General features: G+C 71.0%; 17 protein-coding genes. 4 read left to right on the forward strand and 13 right to left on the reverse strand.

Annotated features, from left to right (window positions below):
- Positions 1-66: 66 nt before the first annotated feature.
- From HC362_RS05770 to HC362_RS05780, 3 genes are read right to left on the reverse strand one after another with little or no spacing between them, the layout of a single operon-like run.
- Positions 67-996 carry a complex I subunit 1 family protein gene (locus HC362_RS05770; RefSeq protein WP_243082817.1) on the reverse strand — a complete coding sequence of 310 codons (930 nt, stop codon included), beginning with the start codon at positions 994-996 and terminating at the stop codon, positions 67-69.
- Positions 989-2,230, reverse strand: a complete 1,242-nt coding sequence (locus HC362_RS05775) for a hypothetical protein (RefSeq protein ID WP_243082819.1) — start codon at positions 2,228-2,230, stop codon at positions 989-991. Before HC362_RS05775 ends, HC362_RS05770 begins: the two co-directional genes overlap by 8 nt.
- Positions 2,221-2,571: an NADH-quinone oxidoreductase subunit A gene (locus HC362_RS05780; protein ID WP_243082820.1), complete on the reverse strand. Its 351-nt coding sequence runs from the start codon at positions 2,569-2,571 to the stop codon at positions 2,221-2,223. Before HC362_RS05780 ends, HC362_RS05775 begins: the two co-directional genes overlap by 10 nt.
- A gap of 292 nt (positions 2,572-2,863) precedes the next feature.
- Between HC362_RS05780 and HC362_RS05785 the strand changes: the two genes are divergently transcribed.
- On the forward strand, positions 2,864-5,443 hold the full coding sequence (locus HC362_RS05785; RefSeq protein ID WP_243082822.1) for a polysaccharide lyase family 8 super-sandwich domain-containing protein: 2,580 nt from the start codon (positions 2,864-2,866) through the stop codon (positions 5,441-5,443).
- A 148-nt stretch (positions 5,444-5,591) separates the two neighbouring features.
- A complete protein-coding gene (locus HC362_RS05790) occupies positions 5,592-5,759 on the forward strand; it encodes a hypothetical protein (protein WP_243082824.1) in 168 nt (55 codons plus the stop codon).
- 8 nt (positions 5,760-5,767) lie between these two features.
- Here HC362_RS05790 and HC362_RS05795 read toward each other — a convergent pair whose 3' ends face one another.
- Positions 5,768-6,466: a Clp protease N-terminal domain-containing protein gene (locus HC362_RS05795; protein ID WP_243082825.1), complete on the reverse strand. Its 699-nt coding sequence runs from the start codon at positions 6,464-6,466 to the stop codon at positions 5,768-5,770.
- Positions 6,467-6,553: 87 nt separating this feature from the next.
- Complete coding sequence (locus tag HC362_RS05800; protein ID WP_243082827.1) at positions 6,554-7,429, reverse strand: hypothetical protein; 876 nt, start codon at positions 7,427-7,429, stop codon at positions 6,554-6,556.
- A 933-nt stretch (positions 7,430-8,362) separates the two neighbouring features.
- On the opposite strand from HC362_RS05800, the gene HC362_RS05805 reads away from it, so the two are divergent.
- Positions 8,363-8,947, forward strand: coding sequence for a DUF4232 domain-containing protein (locus HC362_RS05805; RefSeq protein ID WP_347568418.1), 585 nt, complete (start codon positions 8,363-8,365; stop codon positions 8,945-8,947).
- Between the two features lie 50 nt (positions 8,948-8,997).
- Here HC362_RS05805 and HC362_RS05810 read toward each other — a convergent pair whose 3' ends face one another.
- From HC362_RS05810 to HC362_RS05830, 5 genes are all read right to left on the reverse strand, one after another.
- Positions 8,998-10,260, reverse strand: a complete 1,263-nt coding sequence (locus tag HC362_RS05810) for a cytochrome P450 (protein WP_243082829.1) — start codon at positions 10,258-10,260, stop codon at positions 8,998-9,000.
- Positions 10,257-10,796, reverse strand: a complete 540-nt coding sequence (locus HC362_RS05815; protein ID WP_209265986.1) for an ATP/GTP-binding protein — start codon at positions 10,794-10,796, stop codon at positions 10,257-10,259. The genes HC362_RS05810 and HC362_RS05815 overlap by 4 nt, the downstream gene beginning before the upstream one ends.
- 61 nt (positions 10,797-10,857) lie before the next feature.
- A complete protein-coding gene (locus tag HC362_RS05820) occupies positions 10,858-11,226 on the reverse strand; it encodes a DUF742 domain-containing protein (RefSeq protein WP_243082831.1) in 369 nt (122 codons plus the stop codon).
- Positions 11,223-11,627, reverse strand: a complete 405-nt coding sequence (locus tag HC362_RS05825) for a roadblock/LC7 domain-containing protein (protein ID WP_243082833.1) — start codon at positions 11,625-11,627, stop codon at positions 11,223-11,225. The genes HC362_RS05820 and HC362_RS05825 overlap by 4 nt, the downstream gene beginning before the upstream one ends.
- A 4-nt stretch (positions 11,628-11,631) precedes the next feature.
- A complete protein-coding gene (locus HC362_RS05830; protein ID WP_243082835.1) occupies positions 11,632-13,443 on the reverse strand; it encodes an ATP-binding protein in 1,812 nt (603 codons plus the stop codon).
- A gap of 890 nt (positions 13,444-14,333) precedes the next feature.
- Here HC362_RS05830 and HC362_RS05835 point away from each other — a divergent pair.
- The gene (locus tag HC362_RS05835) at positions 14,334-15,845 is read left to right on the forward strand and encodes a hypothetical protein (RefSeq protein WP_243082837.1); all 1,512 of its coding nucleotides are present in this window, start codon (positions 14,334-14,336) and stop codon (positions 15,843-15,845) included.
- Between the two features lie 70 nt (positions 15,846-15,915).
- Here the strand turns inward: HC362_RS05835 and HC362_RS05840 are convergent, their stop codons facing one another.
- The 3 genes from HC362_RS05840 to HC362_RS05850 all read right to left on the reverse strand — a co-directional run bounded on the left by HC362_RS05840 (position 15,916) and on the right by HC362_RS05850 (position 18,709).
- A complete protein-coding gene (locus tag HC362_RS05840) occupies positions 15,916-16,953 on the reverse strand; it encodes an ABC transporter substrate-binding protein (RefSeq protein WP_243082838.1) in 1,038 nt (345 codons plus the stop codon).
- Between the two features lie 72 nt (positions 16,954-17,025).
- The gene (locus tag HC362_RS05845; protein ID WP_243082840.1) at positions 17,026-17,904 is read right to left on the reverse strand and encodes an ABC transporter permease; all 879 of its coding nucleotides are present in this window, start codon (positions 17,902-17,904) and stop codon (positions 17,026-17,028) included.
- On the reverse strand, positions 17,894-18,709 hold the full coding sequence (locus HC362_RS05850) for an ABC transporter ATP-binding protein (RefSeq protein WP_243082842.1): 816 nt from the start codon (positions 18,707-18,709) through the stop codon (positions 17,894-17,896). The genes HC362_RS05845 and HC362_RS05850 overlap by 11 nt, the downstream gene beginning before the upstream one ends.
- Between the last annotated feature and the right edge of the window lie 92 nt (positions 18,710-18,801).

The raw sequence follows: 18,801 nt of genomic DNA on the forward strand, positions 1-18,801 counted from the left end.
TCGGTTGTCCGTCAGCGGTTGTCCGTTTCCGCGGATGTCCGTCAGCGGTTCGGCGCGCCCGGCTCGTCAGCGGTTCAGCACCACCAGAGCGGGCACCAGCGCCTGCACGATGGCCAGCGGGATGAGGACGACCCAGGCGAACTCCACGTACCGGTCGGCACGCAGCACCGGCAGCCGTCGCAGCGCCCACACCAGTACGGCGAGCACCAGCAGCGTCTTCAGCGACGACCAGACCCAGGCGGGCAGCCAGGGTCCGGCTCCGCCGCCCAGGAACAGCGGGACCGCCATCGCGGCGCCCGAGACGAGCCACAGCCACCGGCCGGCGCGCAGCAGCAGCCGGTCGGCGCCCGTGGTCTCGCCGAGCACGCCGGAGGCGATGTCCCGGCCCACCGGATAGCCGAACGGCCCCAGGAAGCAGAGCGCCGAGACCCCCGCCAGATGCACGACGAAGGCGACCGGCATCCACACCGCGAACCACAGCCCCTGCTGCGCCGCCACGATGTCCCCCACCCGCAGCGACTCGGCGCCGGTGGCCGCCGTGATGAGGGCGAACATCAACGGCAGCTCGTAGGCGAGTGCTTGGGCGACGAAACGGTAGCCGCCGACCAGGGAGAAGACCGCGTTCGGGCCCCAGCCGGCCAGCCACAGCCCCGCCCAGGTGAGCACCTCCATGGCGTTGAACCAGACGACACCGACCGACAGATCGGCGACGGTCCGGTGCCCGAACGGGATCACCAGTACCGACAGCACCGCCGAGACCGGGACGGTCACCACACCCAGCCGCCACAGCAGCCGATCCGGGGCCGGCATCCGGCGGGGCTGCGCCGCCAGCAGCCGCGGCACCTCCAGCAGCGGACGCGCCGCGGCCAGGGCACTGCGAGGCCGCCCGGCGTCCCGCGCCGCCAGCAGCGCGTCCCCGGCGACCGCCAGCACCGCACCGGCCAGCAGCAGCGCGGGCGCCACCAGCAGCGACCACCAACCCGCCGCCTCAACCATGGATTCCCACCTCCCGCCGGCCAGCGGCCAGTTCGTCCGGGTCCGGATCGAGGCTGGCCACGATCAACCGGGCCGCCGCCAGCTCGGCGCCCTCCAGCAGCTCGGGCAGCACCCGCACCAGCGCGGCGGACGGCCACCGCTCCCCGGCCCCTCCGCCGCGCGGGCCCTCCTCGGTCGGGTCGAGTGGCGCCGTCTCCCCCAGCCGGTCCACATCGCCCACGATGTCCTCCAGCCAGGTCCGGTAGCGCGCGGGCACATCCCCGCCGGCCCGCGCCGCGGGGCCGCTCACCCCGGCGGCGCGCGCCCGTTCCTCGTCCAGTACCCCCATCCCGCGCGTCAGCCAGTACAGCGTCCGGGACCGTCCGACCCGGCGCGCGAACCGCCGCACCCCTGGCCGGAGCGCGGCACCGGGGGCGCCGTCGAGCAGCTCGTCCCGCAGCCGCCGGGCCGTGACCGCCGCATCGGCCCACCCCGCAACGGCCAGCAGCCGTCCCAGACTGTCGAGATGAGCCGCCGCCCGCCGCCGGGCCGCCTCGCCGACGGCCACCGGCTCCCCACCGGCAGCCCGCGCCCACGGCTCCGGCCAGAACGGCGCCGGTCCGCCGTCGTCGCCGCCGAGCTGCTGGTGGGCCGGCTCGGCCTCCTGGATGACATCTCCCTGGAGTGTCACGCGGACGGTCAGGCCGCTCGGCCAGTCGGCGAGCAACGGGCCGAGTGAAACGTGGAGTTGATCGAGCGACAGCCCGTCGCGGTCCTCCCCCGTCCCGGCCATCGGCAACCCGGCGGGCATCTCCATGCCACCGCCGTGGTCGTGGTGGCTGCTGTGGTCTTGGTGACCGTCATCGCCGTGGCCCTCATGGTCCCTGCCGCTCTCATGGCCGCTGCCGCCTTCATGGCCGCCGCCCTCAAGGCCGCCGTTGTGGGCGTCATCGGCCAGGTCGGCGCGGCAGCCCGCCAGTGCGCCGGGGACCGCGTCCGCCGTGGGGGCGTGCGCGCGGGCGCGCGGGGCCGGGAGGTGCTGCCACAGCCGGTCGACGGCGGGCCGCAGCTCCGGTCGGTCGGGACCGGTGACGAGCAGGATGTCGGCGTCGGCCGGGGTGAGGGCGAGCGGCAGGTCGTGTACCCGGAGATACCGCTCGGCGGCCAGCCGCGCCGCCGTACCGCCCGGAGTGCTCACCGGCAGCACGTGGGGCCTGGCCGCCGTGGCCCTCAGCAGTCGGGCCCTCACGTCCATCGCAGCGCGCCTTCCCGCCAGGCGTGCAGTACACCGGCGACCAGGACCGCGAGGAAGACGAACATCTCGATCACGGCGGAGGCGCCCACCGCGGAGATGACCCGTGTCCACGGGTACATGAAGACCATCTCCATGTCGAAGGCGAGAAAGAGCATGGAGACCGTGTACCAGCGGACGTGGAAGCGGCTGACCGCGTGCTGGCTCGGCTCCAGCCCTGACTCGAACGGCCCAGCGGGCAGCGGCTCCGTCGGGCTCCGCAGTGCCCGGGCCGCGCCGTAGACGCCGCCGACGCCGAGCAGGGCGACACCCAGCAGCGCCAGCGACGCGGTGAAGCCGTTCATCGGCCCCTCGCCGTGTACGAGCGCCGTTCGTGCCGTACCGCCATGCCGGTCTGCTCCCTTCACCGTCCGTGCCGCTGCTGGCCCGGCGTACCCCTAGGGGGCATACTCAATCGCCCCGATTCCCATCCGGGTCCCCTTGAGGGTGCCTGCTGCCGGTCCGGCATCCCGTATGCCACGCCAGCACCGTTCGGACGGCGGTCTGTTGTGCGCGAACGCTTGTCGGGGTCACCGGCTGCTGTTTCACTGCGTGGTTGGCTGCGCCACGTCGGTCCGGCTCCCCCGGGGAGGCCCCATGGAGATCACGCGTAGACATGTACTGTCCCTGCTGTCCGCCACCGGGCTGGCGGCGGTGATTCCCGCCTCCGGCGCGTCCGCGGCGCCGACGGCACCGGACGGGGCCCGTGCCGGCGACGCCGGGATCGAACGGCTGCTCGGCAACGCCCGGGCCGTGCTCGCCGGAACCGCCGAGTCCAACTCACGCGCCGAGACGGCGGCGAAGCTGGCGGCCGTCGCCGCGACGGCCCGCGGCCACCTGGCGGACATGGCGGCGGCGGGTGGGAACGAGCTGTTCCGCGGGCTGCCGCTGGGCACCAGCGACAGCAACCTCAACACGTCCTTCCGCCGGCTGTACGAGATCGCCCTCGCCTCCCGTACCCCGGGGCTGCCGCCCGGCGCCCCGCCCCACGACGACGCCACCCGGCGCCGGGTCGTCGACGGGCTCGTCACGCTCCACGAGCGCTACTACGGCGACCAGTCACAGGGCTACTACGGCAACTGGCACCACTGGGAGATCGGCATCTCCACCAGCGTCACCGCCACACTCGTACTGCTCGCCGAGGAGATCGCAGAACAGCAATCCGAGCTGACCCGCCGTTATATCGCCTCCATGGACGCGTATCTGCGCAACGGCAAGAACGGGGACGTCGATCTGGACTCCCGCTTCCACACCGGCGCCAATCTGGCCGACATCACCACCAACCGCATCCTCCAGGGTGCCCTGCTGGCCGACGAGGGCCGTATCCGCAAGGCGCTGGAGGACCAACTCACCGTCTACGCGACGATCGACCCCTACCACCTGGAACACGGCGTCACCGACGGCCACTACGCGGACGGGTCGTTCATCCAGCACGGCTCCGTCGCCTACACCGGTTCGTACGGAAAGGGCCTGCTGAGCCGCGTCGTCCAGACGCTGACCTACCTGGACGGCACGGGGTACGCCAACACCGGTGCGCTGGTGCCGGTGGTGCATCGGTGGGTGACGGACGGTTTCGCGCCCGTCATCTTCGAAGGCTGGATGATGGAGATCGTCAAGGGCCGTGCAGTCTCGCGTACGGGCGGCGGCTACGCGGACAGCGCGGCGGTCGCCGAGGCCGTCACCGACCTGTCGGCGTACGCGGACGGGGAGCGGGCCGCGGCGCTCAAGAGCTATGTCAAGCATCTGCACACGGCCTCGGCCGCCCCGCCCGACCCGGCCCGCTTCGCCTCCCCGCTCACCGTGGTGCGGCACGCCGCGATCCTGGCGGACGATTCGGTACCGGCGGCCGACCTCAACCCCGCGGCCCGCTGCGCCGCCTTCAACGCCATGGACCGTACGGTGCACCGGCGCCCGGGGCACGCCTTCGCACTCGCCCGCAGTTCGGAGCGGATCAGCAAGTACGAGTACATGAACGGCGAGAACCTGATGCCCTGGTTCCAGGGCGACGGCGCCCACTACCTCTACCTCGCAGGGGAGGACCAGCGGCAGGCCTTCGGCGTCGACTACTTCACCACCGTCTCCCCCTACGAGCTCGCCGGGGTCACGGCACCCGACGAGCGGCGGCAGACCGTTCCCGAGCTGTACGGGAAGCCCTACTACGACAACCCCGAGCATCCGCTGCACTTCACGGCCTCTTCGGAGTCGCAGAACACCTACGTCTACTTCCCGCGCGGCACGGGCCGCCACTCGGGCGGCGCGGTGCTGGACGCGTACGGCGCCGCCGCGATGGTGCAGTCCGACGACGTCGCCTACGCCGAACGCGACCGGCTGCCCGACGACTTCACCGTTTACCGGAACGCGAGGGCCACCAAGTCGTGGTTCCTGCTGGACGAGGAGATCGTGGTGCTGGCGGCAGGCGTCGGGGACCCCGCAGGGCGGGCGGTGACCAGCACCGTGGACGCCCGGATCGCGGACCCGGACGACACCGTGCGGGTCAGCGGGGAGCGGGACGGCGGCGGCGTCTGGTCCGGCGACGGCACCGGGCGGCTGCGCTGGCTGCGGTACGCCAACGAGACGCGGCGGACGGCCGTCGGCTACCTCTTCCTCGACTCCCCCGGCGAGCGGCGGCAGCCGGTGGCCGTCGGCCTGAGGACCGTCACACGCAGCCGGCGTGCTGTGCGCACCGCGAACCCGGACACCGCCGTCACCCGGCGGGTCTTCCACGCCGCCTTCCGGCAGGACGCGGGCGCGGCGCCGCGGGCCTACGCGTACGCGCTGGTGCCGGGCGTCGGTGAGCGGGAGCTGCGCGGCTACGGCGCCGACGGCGGGCCGCTCGCCGTCCTCGCCAACAGCACCCGTCTCCAGGCGGTGCGGCACGCCGGTCTCGGCCTGCTGGCCGTGAACTCCTTCGGGCGCGGCCGGCGCACCGTCGCGGGGCTCCGTCTCGACGGTCCGGCGTCGGTCCTCGTACGGCGCGAGCGCGAGGGGCGGGTTGTTGTCGCCGCCTCCGACCCCACCATGCGGCGGGACCGGCTCACCCTGCTGCTGCACGGCCGCAGACTGCGGCCCGTCTCGTCGGACCCCGATGTGCGGGTCAGCCATGTGCCGGGCGGCACCTTGCTCAGAGTGAGCACGCGACATGCATACGGGCGCACCGTAACCGTCACTCTCCGTTGAACCCGGGGTGCTCGCCCCGGGGCCGCGGGGAACTGCGCGAGCGACCAGTACGCGCCCGCGGCTGCCGACGGCGGGCAGGGGCACCCCCTCCGCTAAACGGCGGCGGGCGCGGGGTACCCGCAAAGGGGGTCAGAGAGGAGTGAGCACGATGAGTGACCAGACACCCATGCCGTCCCAGGCTGAGGGCGAGCGCGACAACGGCTTCGCGGAGACCCGTTCCCTCCCGCCCGAGGAGCGCCGCAAGGCGGAGCACCCGGACTGCCCGCGCACCACACCCTCGCAGGCCGAGGGAGAGCGCGAGGAGAACTCCGGGTAGCTGACGACTCAGAGTTCGGCGTACGCCTCACGCAGCCGGCCGGCGCTCAGGCCGGCCTCCGCCAGCACGGTACCGCCCGCGCCGCGGCCGATCTCGGCGACGCCGATGAGCAGGTGGTCGCAGCCGATGAGGCGGGCACCGGACTCCTCGGCCCGCTCCTCCGCGAGTGCGATGGCCTTGCGTGAGTACGGCGTCCAGGCGATGCGCTCGGCCGCCTGGGAGGCACCCATACCGATCCGGCCCCCCACCGCGCTGTGGATCTCCTCCGGGTCGGCCCCCGCCGCCGCGAGCAGTGCCGTGGCGCTGTTGCCCTCCGCCGTCAGACCCCACAACAGGTGTTCGGTACCGAGGTAGTTGTTGCGGTGCTGTACGGCAGCCTGCTTCATATGCGCCATCGCCTGCTGGAGTTCCGGGGTGAGGACCTCCGGCGGGTACCTCTTGTGCGGTGCGTGGAAGCGCTGTTGCACCGCTTGCCGGGTGACACCGAGTGCGGAGCCGATCTCGGTCCAGGAGATGCCGTGCAGCCGGCAGTGCTCCACATAGTCCTCGACCAGATCGTCCGCGAGAACTTGGAGCCGGGATGCCACCTGGGCCGCGGAGCTCAGCAGAGCCAGCCAGTCCGGCTGCTCGCCTCCGCCGGGCCGGTGGGCGACCTCGCAGGTGCGGTCGACCTCCGCGATGAGCGTGTCCAGATCAGGAAGAGCCATGCGTCAAGTACGCCTTGACAAAGCCGGATTGTCAACCTGTTTTTGCGCATTCGTCGGCCGTCGGGGCCGCGGCACTGTCCGAGCCGCTCATCCAGCCCGCCGCCGCGCCTTCTCCGCCTCACGGTCGGCCCGCCGTACCCGGTCCCGGGCGGCCCGGCTCTCCGCGCGGGCGGCCCGCTGGCTCTCCTCGGCCTCCCGCAGCTCCTCGCGGGCCCGGGAGACGCGCTGCTCGGCCTGCCGGTACCGCTCGTCGGCACGCTCGGCCTCGCCCTGAGCCGCGGTCAGCTCCTCCTCGCGGGCACGCGATTCCCGCTCGGCCGCCTTCCGCCGCTCCACCGCCTCTTGCCGCTTCGCCTCCTCACGCTCGGCCGCCTTCCGCCGCTCGGCCTTCTCACGCTCGCCCTGTCGCTCCTTCCGCTCCTTGAGCTCCTTCCGCTCCTTCAGTTCCTTCCGCTCGCTCCCCCGACCGCCCTCCGCGGGCACCGCCTCGCCCACGAAGCCGACCGGCGCGGTCAAGGGTCTGGACAGGCGCCCGGCGGCCAACTCGCGTCCCGCCTCCGGATCGGCCAGCGCGGCGTGCAGCGTCTCGGTCAGCTCGCGCTGCGCTTCGTCGCTGATCCCCCGGCCCTGCCGCTCCGTCAGCTCGCGGGCCTGCCGGGCGAGGGCTGCGGTGATCTGCCGCTGTCGCGCTGACAGCTCGCGCAACTGTCGGCCGTCCAGATCCCGGTGGGCCCGGCGCAGCTCCTCGCCGAGCTCCAGCAGCAGCCGCACCTCCTCGGGCTCCTCGCGCACGAGCAGGTTGCCGGCCCAGGCGGCCATGGTGGGGCGGCGCAGCCGGCGGATGCGCTCGGCCAGCTCCCGCTCCCCCGCTTCCCGGGCCTCCTGGGCCCGCGCGTCGCGGGTGGCGGTGAAGTCGCCGGGCGGCACCCCGTACAGCTCGTCGGCGACAGCGTCCAGATCCAACCGTCCTCCCGCGCAGCCCTGGCACATCCGCCCCGAAGGCGTACCACCGGCGCCGTCCCGGCACAGCCGAACCCGCCGAGAAGCACCCGGCGGCACCACCGGTTGCTCCGGATGCGACAGCGGCGACCGCGCCGGTACCGGTCCTACGGAAGTTCCGCTCCCATGGAAGTCCGCTTTCCGGTGCGGGCGCACTGTTCGAGCGGTCGATTATCCGCTGTTCGCATTCCACCCTTGTTCACATTTCACGCCTTCCGCGGGATACGGAATGTGCAGTGTGTTTCCGGAGAATGCGCTTGGGGCGATGCGCCCCCTGCCCAGGTCATGCGCCCCCGACGCTCCCGCGCCGCCCCCTCGGGGGGTTAGCAGCGCACTCGCTTGCTTTCGCCGCCGCACCGCCCCTGAATGGAATTCCACTGAAGGACGCCCGGCGGGCGGGCTCTTCGGTGCCGTGTCCTCCGACGTGTTCTCCATATACGCGCTCCGCATGTGTCGTCGAGAAAGGAAAGCGAAGAAAAACAAGGAACTCACGGAAAGGCGAGGATTCAGCGGAGAGTACGAACCCGGCCGTGGCCAGGCCGGGACCCTTCGAGGCACCGTGCCCCTGACCGCTTGCACCGGACGGTCAGGGGCACGCCCGTCGGACGGACGGGCTCAACTCACCACATCTCCGGTCCCCGGCGCCGAACTCGGCACAGTGTCCGGATCCCGCCGCCTCAGGAGGTCCGGATGGCCCATGGGGACTACACCGGCTCCTGGAGGACACTCGTCCTCCAGGAGCCGGCCCGTGCGGCGGTTCACGCGGCAGGCGGCGGCTCCCGAGGGGGACGGGAGTGACCGGCGTCACAGCCTGCGCTGGGTTCCGCGGTGAACTTTCCGTGCTGTCGGCGCATCAATCCTTCCGTGAAAGCGCGCAAGCGCCCGTTCGAGAGGGGAATGACCGAGATGACCGAGCAGCACCGCAACACCAGCACGGCGCCGGGACACGCGGTCCAGCGTGCCGCCTGTGCGGCTCTGGCCGTGGCCACCGCTGCGGGGCTCGGCCTCGCCGGGGCCGGTGCGGCACAGGCGCTCGGCGAAAGCCAGGCCTCGACGCCCACCTGCACCACCTCCGGGCTGACCGCCTCGTTCGGGCAGAAGCTCGGCGGCGGGATGAGCCATGAGGGCGTCGTCCTCAAGCTGAAGAACACCAGCGGCCACAGCTGCGCCCTGCGCGGCTACCCGGGCCTCGGTCTCGAGGACTCCAAGCACCGCACACTGGGCTCCTCCGTCCACTGGGGCGACACCTGGTACGCGAAGGACCCCGGCAAGAAGACGCTCACGCTCAAGAAGAACCAGAGCGCCGAGGCCGTCATCGCCTGGACCCACGCCAACGCCGGCACCTCCGGTGCCCGCCACGCCACCTACCTCCAGGTGACCCCGCCCGCCAACACCGCCCACAAGACGCTGAAGCTGCCCACCTGGGTCGACCACGGCCGCCTGAGCGTCACAGCCCTGGCCCCGAACATCCACATAGGCTGACCCGGCCCCGGGCCGGCCCCGGGCGCCGGGTCCAGCCTCGGGCCGCGCTCCTAGGCCGGGAAGGTGACCGGGAGGTGGTCGAGACGGGTCTCCCAGGTGGAGGCCGTGTCCGTCAGCCGGCCGGGGTCGGCGTTCAGGCGGAGGCCGGGAAGGCGCTGGATCAGCACCTCCACGGCCGTCTCGATGATGGCCTGGCCCAGGGCCTGCCCCGGGCACTGGTGCGGGCCGCTGCTGAAGGCCAGATGGGCCTGGTTGCCGCTGACCGCGGTACCGGTGTGCGGGCGTACCTCCGGGTCCAGGTTGCCCGCGGCCAGTCCGAGGATGAGCAGGTCCCCGGTTCTGAGGCGCTGCCCGCCGAGTTCGCAGTCGGCGTTGGCGAACCGGCCCGGGAGCACCGCGAGCGGCGGCGAGTTCCACATCATCTCCTCGACGATCGCCGTCGTGGTCATCTCTCCGCTGATCAGTTCGCCGAGCCGGGACTCGTTGCCGAGGATCGACTGGAGCACACGCGCCAGCAGGTTGCTGGTGGTGGTGTGGGCCGCGATGAGCACCAGACGCAGGTGGTTCTGCACCTCGTCGTCGTCCAGTCCTGCCGGGTGGTGGATCAGCCCGGTGGCGAAGTCCGGGCCGGGTTCGGCGCGTTTGTGCGCGGTCAGCTCGGCCAGCACGCGGCCGATCCGGTCGTTGTGGGCGATGGCGTCCTCGCCGCCCCGCATCATCCCGGCGCACGAGGTCACCAGGCTCTCCCCCTCGGTCTCCGGCAGCCCGAAGAGCCGGGTGAGGACGAGCATCGGCAGATACTCGGAGTACTGCAGCACCAGGTCGGCGCGGCCGGTGTCGGCGAAGGCGTCGATCTGCTGGTCGGCGACGTGGACGACGTGACGGCGTATCCCGCGGTTCGTGACGGTCTCCATGCTGTCGGTGACAGCGCGGCGCAGCCGCTGGTGGGGTTCCCCGTCCTGCGAGAGGCAGTCGGGGCGCCAGCCCAGCATCGGGATGAGCGGCGAGTTCTCCGCGATCCGCCCCTCCTTCCAATCCCGCCATCTGCGCGAGTCCCGGCTGAACTGGCCGGGGTTGTCCAGCACCCGCCGGTTCTCCCGGTAGCCGAGCACCAGCCAGGCGGGCACATCGCCTTCCAGCAGGACGGGGGCCACCGGCCCGTACTGCTTGCGCAGCCGGGAGTAGGTTCCGTACGGATCGCTCGTGGTCTCCGCCGCGTACAGCCTCGTCGTGGCGCCGGCGTGCCGCACAGGGCAGGCCGCCGGCACGTCCGGCTCAGCAAGGTGCGGGCCGTCGGAAGGCTGGGCGTTCATCGGGGCTCCAATGCGGCAGCAGACCGTTCCTTGATATGGCGGACGAGCGCGATCAGCACATCGCGGCTCGACGCCCGGTCGCGCGCGTCACAGCTGATGATCGGGGTGTGCGGCGAGACGGCCAGCGCCTCGCGCACCTCCTCGACGGGGTGATCGCGGGCGTCGGGGAAGATGTTGAGGGCGATGACGAACGGCACATCCAGCCTCTCCATCTCCTCGATGGCCCGGAAGCTGGACTGCAACCGCCGGGTGTCCACCAGGACGACCGCGCCGAGAGCGCCCTTGAACAGACCGTTCCACAGGAACCAGAACCGCTCCTGGCCCGGCGTGCCGAACAGATAGAGCACCAGCTGCTCGTTGAGGCTGATCCGGCCGAAGTCGAGGCTGACGGTGGTGCTCTTCTTGTCCGCGACGCCGACCAGGTCGTCGACGCCGGCGCTGGCCTGGGTGAGGGTCTCCTCGGTGGTGAGCGGCACGATCTCGCTGACCGAGCCGACCATGGTCGTCTTCCCGGTGCCGAAGCCGCCCGCGACCATCACTTTGACCGACCGGCTCTCCGCGTGCAGCGCCTCCGCCCGTTGCGGAGGCGCCGGCCGGTCAAAGCCGTTGTAGTCCACTGAGTACCTCCTCGAGGAGCGTGAGGTCGGGCCCGCGGTCGCCCGTGCCCGCGAGCGGGTCACGGGCCTGCACCAGACCTCTGTTCAGCAGGTCGGCCAGCAGCACCGAGAGAATGTTGAAGGGCAGCTCGAGATGCGCGCCCAGTTCGGCCACCGACAACGGGTCGCGACACCAGCGCAGGACGGCGTCCTGCTCGGGCTCGATCCCCGGTTCGGGCACGGAGCACGCGACGACGAGCGTGGCCACATCCAGGCTCGACGCGTCCCCGACGGGTGCGGCGCGCCCCTCGGTGAGTATGTAGTAGCGCTCCAGTCCTGGCCGTCCCGAGCGCACTTGCGGCTCTGTCATCCAGGCTGCTCCTGGCGGGGAACGGTGCCGAGGAGGTCGCCCATCCTGCGGGCGCAGTCCCTCATCTGGTGTCCGAGCACCCCCTGGTCGATACCCGTCCTGGCCAGCACGCCCAGGTAGGTCTCGTTGCCTGCGCGTACGACGAAGAGGTGTCCGCCGTCGACCTCGATCCCGGCCAGCCGCAACTGGCCCTTGTGGTTGGGGAACTTCTCGGCGACCGGCTGGGCCAGCGACTGGAGGCCCGCGACGATGGCGGCGAACCTGTCGGTGTCGTCGGGGTCGGCGCCGAAGGAGGTGATGGCCTTTCCGTCCGAGGAGGCCACCAGCGCGAAGCGGATCTCCTGGATGCTCTCCGCCAGGTCGCGGAGCGCCCAGCTCAGGTCGGTCTGATACTGCGTCATGTGGCTAGTCACTCTCTGCTTGCTCGTCAGGGCGGTCGTGCGGGTCGGACGGGCCTGCCGGGCAGCGGCCGGCAGCGCTCTGCGAACCGTTGCCGGAGGCGCTCTGCGAACCGTTGCCGGAAACGTCCACGGAGCCGGAGCGGGAGGTGTTCACCGATCCGGGGGTGTTCGCCGAGTCGTGCGCCTTCGTCGGGCTGCAGCCGGAGACGAAGGCGGCCAGCCCGGTGAAGGACTCCTCCGGCGGCACGCTGGAGGTGTCGGCCAATCCGGTGTGCAGGCCGTTGCCCGGACCCCGTGAACCCGTGGCGCTCTTGCTCCGCTTGGGCAGCCCGCCCGGCGTGGTACCCGAGACCAGCGCGTCGTCATCGTCGTCGAAGACGGGCCGGTTCTCCCGGCCGACGGGCGGTGCCGGGATGGCGGGCTCCGGCGCCGGAGACGGAGCGGGAGCAGGAGAGGGAGAGGTGGAGGGAGCCGGAGAGGTAGCCGGGGACGGGGACGGAATCTGCGTGGGAGACGGAGCCGGCTTGACCGCCTGGGCCCGCCGCCTGGCCATGGCGGCGCGCACCGACGGCGGATCGGGGTACCGGGGCCCGTCGAGGGGCTTGATGTACTTGTTGGGAACCACCACGACCGCGGCTGTGCCGAGCCAGGGCGAGTCGTCGAACGTCACCGTGATCCCGTACTTGCGGGCGAGGTTGCCCACCACGCGCAGGCCGAGCTGCGCGTCCTCCGCCAGGTCGCCGGGTCCGGCGCCGACGGCCACACCGTTCAGCAGCCGCAGGGCCTGGCGCCGCTTCTCCGCCCGGAGCCCCGTGCCGGCGTCCTGCACCTCGATACCCAGCCCGTTGGGCACCTCGCGCGCGGAGACGAACACCGTCTCCGCCGGGGGCGAGTACCGCGTCCCGTTGTCCATCAGATGGGCGAGGATCAGCGTGAGGTGGTCGACCAGACCGCCGTCCACCGCCAGTTCGGGAAGGCGCCGCAGCTTGACGCGCCTGTACTCCTTGATCCGCCCCATGCCGCCGCGGACCACGCTGATCAGCGGCTGGGGGGTCTGCCATGTGCGGCCCGGCCGGGAGGCGCCGCCCAGTACGACGATGCTGGCCGCCAGACAGTCGGCCGGGCCGAGCTCCTGGTCCAGCTCCATCAGGTCCTGGGCGACGGCCGGCAGGTTGCCGTGCACGCCCTGCATCTCGTGCAGTTGAGCACGGAGCTTGCTCGTGTACACCTGCATCCGGCTGCCGATGCTCACCACGGAGTGCCGCGCGGAGGAGCTGCGGTCGAACTCCTCCTCGATGGCCAGCATGGCGAACCGCAGCAGCTTCCTGAGCGTGGGGCGGAAGTCGTCGGGGATGTCGGGGTCCTTGGCCAGTGGACGCAGCAGGTCGTCCATGGCCTGACCGGCGCGCAGGTCGTCGACCGCCCTGGGCAGGAACTCCTCCGCGATGCGGACCAGTTGGGCCTTGTGCAGTTCGGTCAGCCCGGAGAGCTGCTCCCGCAGCGAGGCGACCTCGGTGGCGTGCCGGGCTTCCATGGTCACCAGCCGCTGCCTGGCCTCCTCCCGTTCGCCCGCGGTCTGCGCCTGGTGTTCGAGGGCGGCCCGGCGGGCGCGGAGTTCGCAGTTGAGCAGGCGCTCGACACAGACGGCCGCGGCCGCTGTGACCGCCACTCCGACGAGGAGCACGGCCGGCCGCCCGCCGGCCGGTCCCACGGCCATCACCACGGCCATGGCCATGCATATCGCTGCGGGCAGTGACCACCACGCGTACCAGGCGGCGGGCAGCCGGGCCGCGGGTGGATTCGTGGCAAGTTCCATGTGGGTCCTCAACCAATTTGCTTGCGCGGGGCGGGTCGGAAACGCACTCGCCGTACAGCCGGTGCCCTACGGGAGGCGGCACTCACCGATCTGGCCTGCTGCAGGTCCGGCTCCTTTTCACCGGAGGCGCGGAGTTGTCGACGACAGGCCACGGCTCCCTGCGAGTGCGTCAACTCGCCGGGAGTGCGGGAGCTTAGCGACAACTGGCGGCGCCTCGCAGGAGATGCCGTGTTCTGCCAAACATCTCCGGATTTCCGTTCGAATGCCGTGCGGGATTCCCGGCCTCGGTACTCCTGGAGAACCGCGCGGAGCACCTCGGCCGCCGGGATCGGTCGGTGATCCGTCATGACCGCCAGGTCAGCGCTTTCCGACTGTTTTCTTCTTGGTCGATGATATTTTTATGACCGGCTCAGCAAATTTCTGATCGAATGGGGGCGGTCGGCGCCGGTTGTGCGCCCCTCCCCGGATGCATGCGCCGATTGTGGGGAGACTGGCCCTAGCAACCGGCGGCACCCCCCTCGCGAGCCCGTCGGCCCACCGCACCGCGGACCTCGCGGCCGGCGGGCCGGAAAGCCGCCGCCTACTGCTCGACCTGCACCGGGAGTTCGAGCAGACACGTTCACCCAGCGCTTCGACCGTGCACACAGAAGCGCTGCTGCACCGCAGGCACCACCGCACCGCGTATGACAGTCCAGCACGCAGTGCCGACGTGAGCGTTCCCACGAGAGCAGGAGGACTCACCGATGGGACGAAGCGGAACAAGCGGCGAACTGGCAGACATGGTCAGAAGTGCCGTGAGGAGTTGCGGGGAAGAGTACAAACGCCGGGAGGAATCAGGCGTCGCCCGCCGGGACCGGTCGGCCTGCCGGGACGAACGGCACCGCGCCGCAGTGGCATTCCCGCTGGAAGGAGCGCTGGCCCGCGCACCCCGGCAATTCCCCGAACCCGATGAGCACGGTAGAGAACGCCTGCGCAGGCTGGACGAATGCCTCGCCGTCATTCAGCGCGCATTCCCCGGCGTCGAGACCGGTGTTCGGCTGTGCCGGCTCTCGTGCGAACTGCTGGAAGGCGCCTGGCGCGAGCGGGCCCTGGGCACGGATACCACCGCCTACGACGATTCGTGCACCTGTACGCTCTGCGCCCACTTACCCAAACCGCTCACCCGCAGCCTCGCCGACTACGACTGGCGCCGCAGCGACGGGCAGCCACTGTCGGTCAAGACCTGGCCCTTCCGGAAAGAACTGGACAGCGTGCTGACCGGCGGCTGGGTGTGGACCCGGAAGATGAACGACTCGGACCGGGACCTGGGCCTCCGATTCCGGCACCAGGACGACATCCTGGTGCTCCACGAGTACAAGCGCGTCGAGGCGGCGATCGAGGTCTCCGAGACCGCGCGGGCCGTCCGGCAGCGCCTCGCCGAGGACCGTACGACCAACGGGGCGCGCGCCCTGATCTGCGGCCTCTACGCCGCCTACAAGCGGTCGGTCGACGAGCACTGGCTCAAGCGGCACGTGGCGGGCGCTGTCGCGCTCCCACAGGAGACACCGCTGGACAAGGCGGCCTACACCCTGCTCCAGCTCATGGACTGCCTGTTCTGGCACGTCTCCCCGGACGCGGAGCTCTGGCAGGAGGAGCACCTCGCCGCACTGGTGCTGTGCCGGGTGCTCAACGACATGACCGACGCACGTGCCGACGCGGTCACCGGGGAGGCCAGCAACTTCTGGCTGAGCGCCATGTCCACGCACGAGAAGGCCCTGTACGGGGCCTGCGTCGTCGCGCTGATCAAGTACGGGTGCATGCCGGAGGCGCACGGCCTGCTGTGGAACACCTGGCTGATGGGCACCACGGTGGTGTGGGAGGGGCTGACCGGGCGGCACGCGCTGTGGTTCGACGGGATCACCAGCGGCCTGCCTCCCGCGGAGGGCTGTCTGCTGTGCGGCATCGAGCCCAACGCCTGCACGGGGCTGCTGACCGCGGGCGTCACGCTGCGCGCCGGCTGCTCCCCCGCTGTGGACCGGCTCGGTGAAGGCGCGGCGGCGCTCGCGGCGCGCTGCCGCGACCAACACCCTCAAGTGTGGCGGCTGTTCGAGCGTGAGCTGGCCGTGTTCGAGGCCCTGCACGGGGAGTGGCACGGTGACGTCGGCACCGTCTGGGAGATATTGCGCCGCACCTATATAGCCGCTGTCGCGGCGGCGCTGGCGGGCGGTGAGGGGGCACGCGAGGTCCAGATCGACTCCGGCCGCGTGGGAGCCGAGCTGTTCCACACGCTGCACAGGCCCCCCACCTGGAAGGAGGACACGGCGCTGCTGGCCTATATGTTCGGCTGCGCGCACCCCCACTTCCTGTGGAACGCGCAGGGTTTCGCACCGACCGCGGTCGGCGGTGACTGGCTGGACGGCTGAGCGCTGGACGGCCGAGCGCTGGACGGCCGAGCGGGGCCGCACCCCGGCCCGGGCCGGGGTGCGGCCGCCGTCACTTGGCCTTCTCGACGAACTCGGTGGTGTAGGTCTTCTTCAGGTCGATGGTGGTGTTCTTCAGGTTCGGGTTGAACGCCTTCAGCACGCGCTCGACGGTCTTGGGCCCGTCCGCCGGCATGACTCCGTCCGTGGTGAACATCGGCAGCGTGTTCTTGATCGACTGCGCGTACAGCTCCTTGCCGCCCTGCGCGTAGTCGGACGGCATCTTCGCGGCGATCTCCTCGGGGGTGTGCTTCGACATCCACTTGAGGGTCTTGACGAAGGCGTTGGCCAGCTTCTGCACCGTCTCCTTGTGGCTGTTGGCCCACTCGGTGTTCATGTACAGGCTGGAGGAGGGGTAGGTGCCGCCGAGCGCCTTCTTGGAGCCCTCCGGGGTGCGCATGTCGACCAGGACCTTGCCGAGCTTCTTGTCGAGCACCTGGCTGACGGTGGGTTCCGTGGTCATCCCGCCCTGGATCGAGCCCTTCTTCAGCGCGGAGATGAAGGTCTGTCCCGCGCCGACGGCGACCGGGGTGATCTGGTTGGTCGGCACCCCGTTGTGGACGGCGAGGTATTTGGTGAGGAAGTCGGTCGAGGACCCCAGGCCGGTGACACCGAGCTTCTTGCCCTTGAAGTCCTTGGGCGAGGTGATGTCCCCGGCGGCCTTCGTGGAGACCATCTCCACCTCTCCGGGCGCGTGGGAGAGCTGGACGACCGATTCCACCTGCTTGCCCTTGGCCTGGAGGTCGAGGGTGTGGTCGTAGAAGCCGACGACGCCCTGAACGTCGCCGGAGACGAGCGAGGTGGTGGCCTGTACACCGGCCGGCTCGGTGAGCAGTTCGACGTCGACGCCCTCGTCCTTGAAGTAGCCGAGCCGCTTGGTGAGCATCGCGGGCAGGTAGATCACCTTGTCGAGGCCGCCCACCATGATCTTCACCTTGCCGCCGCTCTTCGCCTCGTCGGAGGCGGCGGAGCCGCCTCCGCAGGCGCTGAGGGAGGTGAGGGCGAGCGTCGCGGCGACCGACACGGCGGCGAGCCTGGCATTTTTGCGCATGACGAGTCCTTCGGGAGCGGGAGAAGGGAAGGGGAGAAGAGGGCGGGATGGAAGGGAGGGAGCGTCGGACGGTCAGCGGGCGGTGCCGGACTCGACCGGCTTCCAGCGGAAGAGCCGTTTCTCCAGGAAGGCCAGCAGCCCTTCGGCCAGCAGCGCCACCACGGCGAGGATCACCATCGCCGCGTACACCCCGGCGGCGTTGAAAGTGCCCTGCGAGGCGGAGACCAGCAGGCCGAGGCCCTTGGTCGCGCCGATGTACTCGCCGACGATCGCGCCGATCAGCGCGAAGCCGAAGCTGACATGCAGGCTGGTGAAGATCCACGACGTGGCGGAGGGGATCACCACGTGCAGGGTGACCTGCCGGTTGCTCGCGCCGAGAATCCGCGAGTTGTCGACCAGGTTGCGGTCGACCTCCCGCGCGCCCTGGAAGGCGTTGAAGAAGACGGGGAAGAAGACCAGCACCACGGCGGAGGCGACCTTCGAGGCGGGGCCGAGGCCGAACCAGATCAGGAAGATCGGCGCGAGGACGATCCGCGGCAGCGCGTTGAGCACCTTGATGTACGGGCCCACCACATCGGCCAGGAAGCGGATCCTGCCGAGCGCGATGCCCAGCACCACACCGCCGAAGACGCCGAGGACCCAGCCCAGCAGCGCCTCGTAGAGCGTGTACCAGATCTGCTCCCACAGGGGGCCCTGCGGAGTGCCGTTCAGCGCCCACTGCTGGATCTGGTCCCAGATCTTGGACGGCATGGAGAAGTTGAACGGGTCGATGACGGCGGTCCTGGCGAGCACCTCCCACAGGCCGAACACGGCGACGAACAGCACCACCCGGGTGCTGTACACCAGGAGCCTGCGGTTGCGCGCCGCCCGTTCCCTGGCCTGGGTGCGCTCGGTGCCGGGGCCCTTCTTCTCCTCGGCGGCGGCCGGCGCTGCGATGGTCTCAGGCGACATCTGCGGCACCCCTCTCACGGGTGATGCGGACCTCTTCGCCGAGCGAGGACCACAGTTCCCGGTAGATCTCGACGAACCGCGGCTCCAGCCGTACCTCCTCGACCTTGCGCGGCCGGGGAAGATCGATGGCGAAGACCTCCTTGACGGTGGCCGGTCCCGCGGTCATGACCACGACCTTGTCGGCCAGTGCGATGGACTCCTCCAGGTCGTGGGTGACGAAGACGACCGAGGCGCCGGTCCCGGCCCACAGCTCCAGCAGCTGGTCCGACATCAGCGCGCGGGTCTGTACGTCCAGCGCCGAGAAGGGTTCGTCCATCAGCAGCAGCTCGGGGTCGTTGACGAAGGTCGCCGCGAGCGCCACCCGCTTGCGCTGGCCGCCGGAGAGCTGGTGCGGATAGCGGTCCTCGAAGCTGCCGAGGCCCACCTTGTCGAGCCACTGGCGGGCCCGCTCCTTCGCCTCGGCCTTGGGTACGCCACGGAACCTGGGGCCCGCCATCACGTTCGACAGCACGGTGCGCCAGGGGAAGACGGCGTCCTGCTGGAAGACGAAGCCGACCTTGTCGCCGATGCCGCGTACCGGCTCCCCGGACACCAGCACCTCGCCCTCCGTGGGCTCTTCCAGACCGCTGACCAGGGTCAGGGTCGTCGACTTGCCGCATCCGGTCGGGCCGACCACAGCGACGAACTCGCCTCGCCGAACGGTCAGGTCCAGGTCACGGACAGCGGTGTGCAGCCGGCCCGACGGTGTGCGGAACGCTTTGCTCGTCGCCCGTAGCTCGATGGCTGGGGTCGTCTGGCTGTTCATGGCGGGGAGGTTAGGAGCGCCGTGGGCACCCTCGGCAGTCTTGTGAGCACTCCTCGCGCTTCTGCCCCTAAGCGTTCTTTTGCTCGTTCTGC

Origin of the sequence: Streptomyces sp. 891-h (assembly GCF_022760275.1) — a bacterium.
Classification (GTDB): domain Bacteria; phylum Actinomycetota; class Actinomycetes; order Streptomycetales; family Streptomycetaceae; genus Streptomyces; species Streptomyces spirodelae.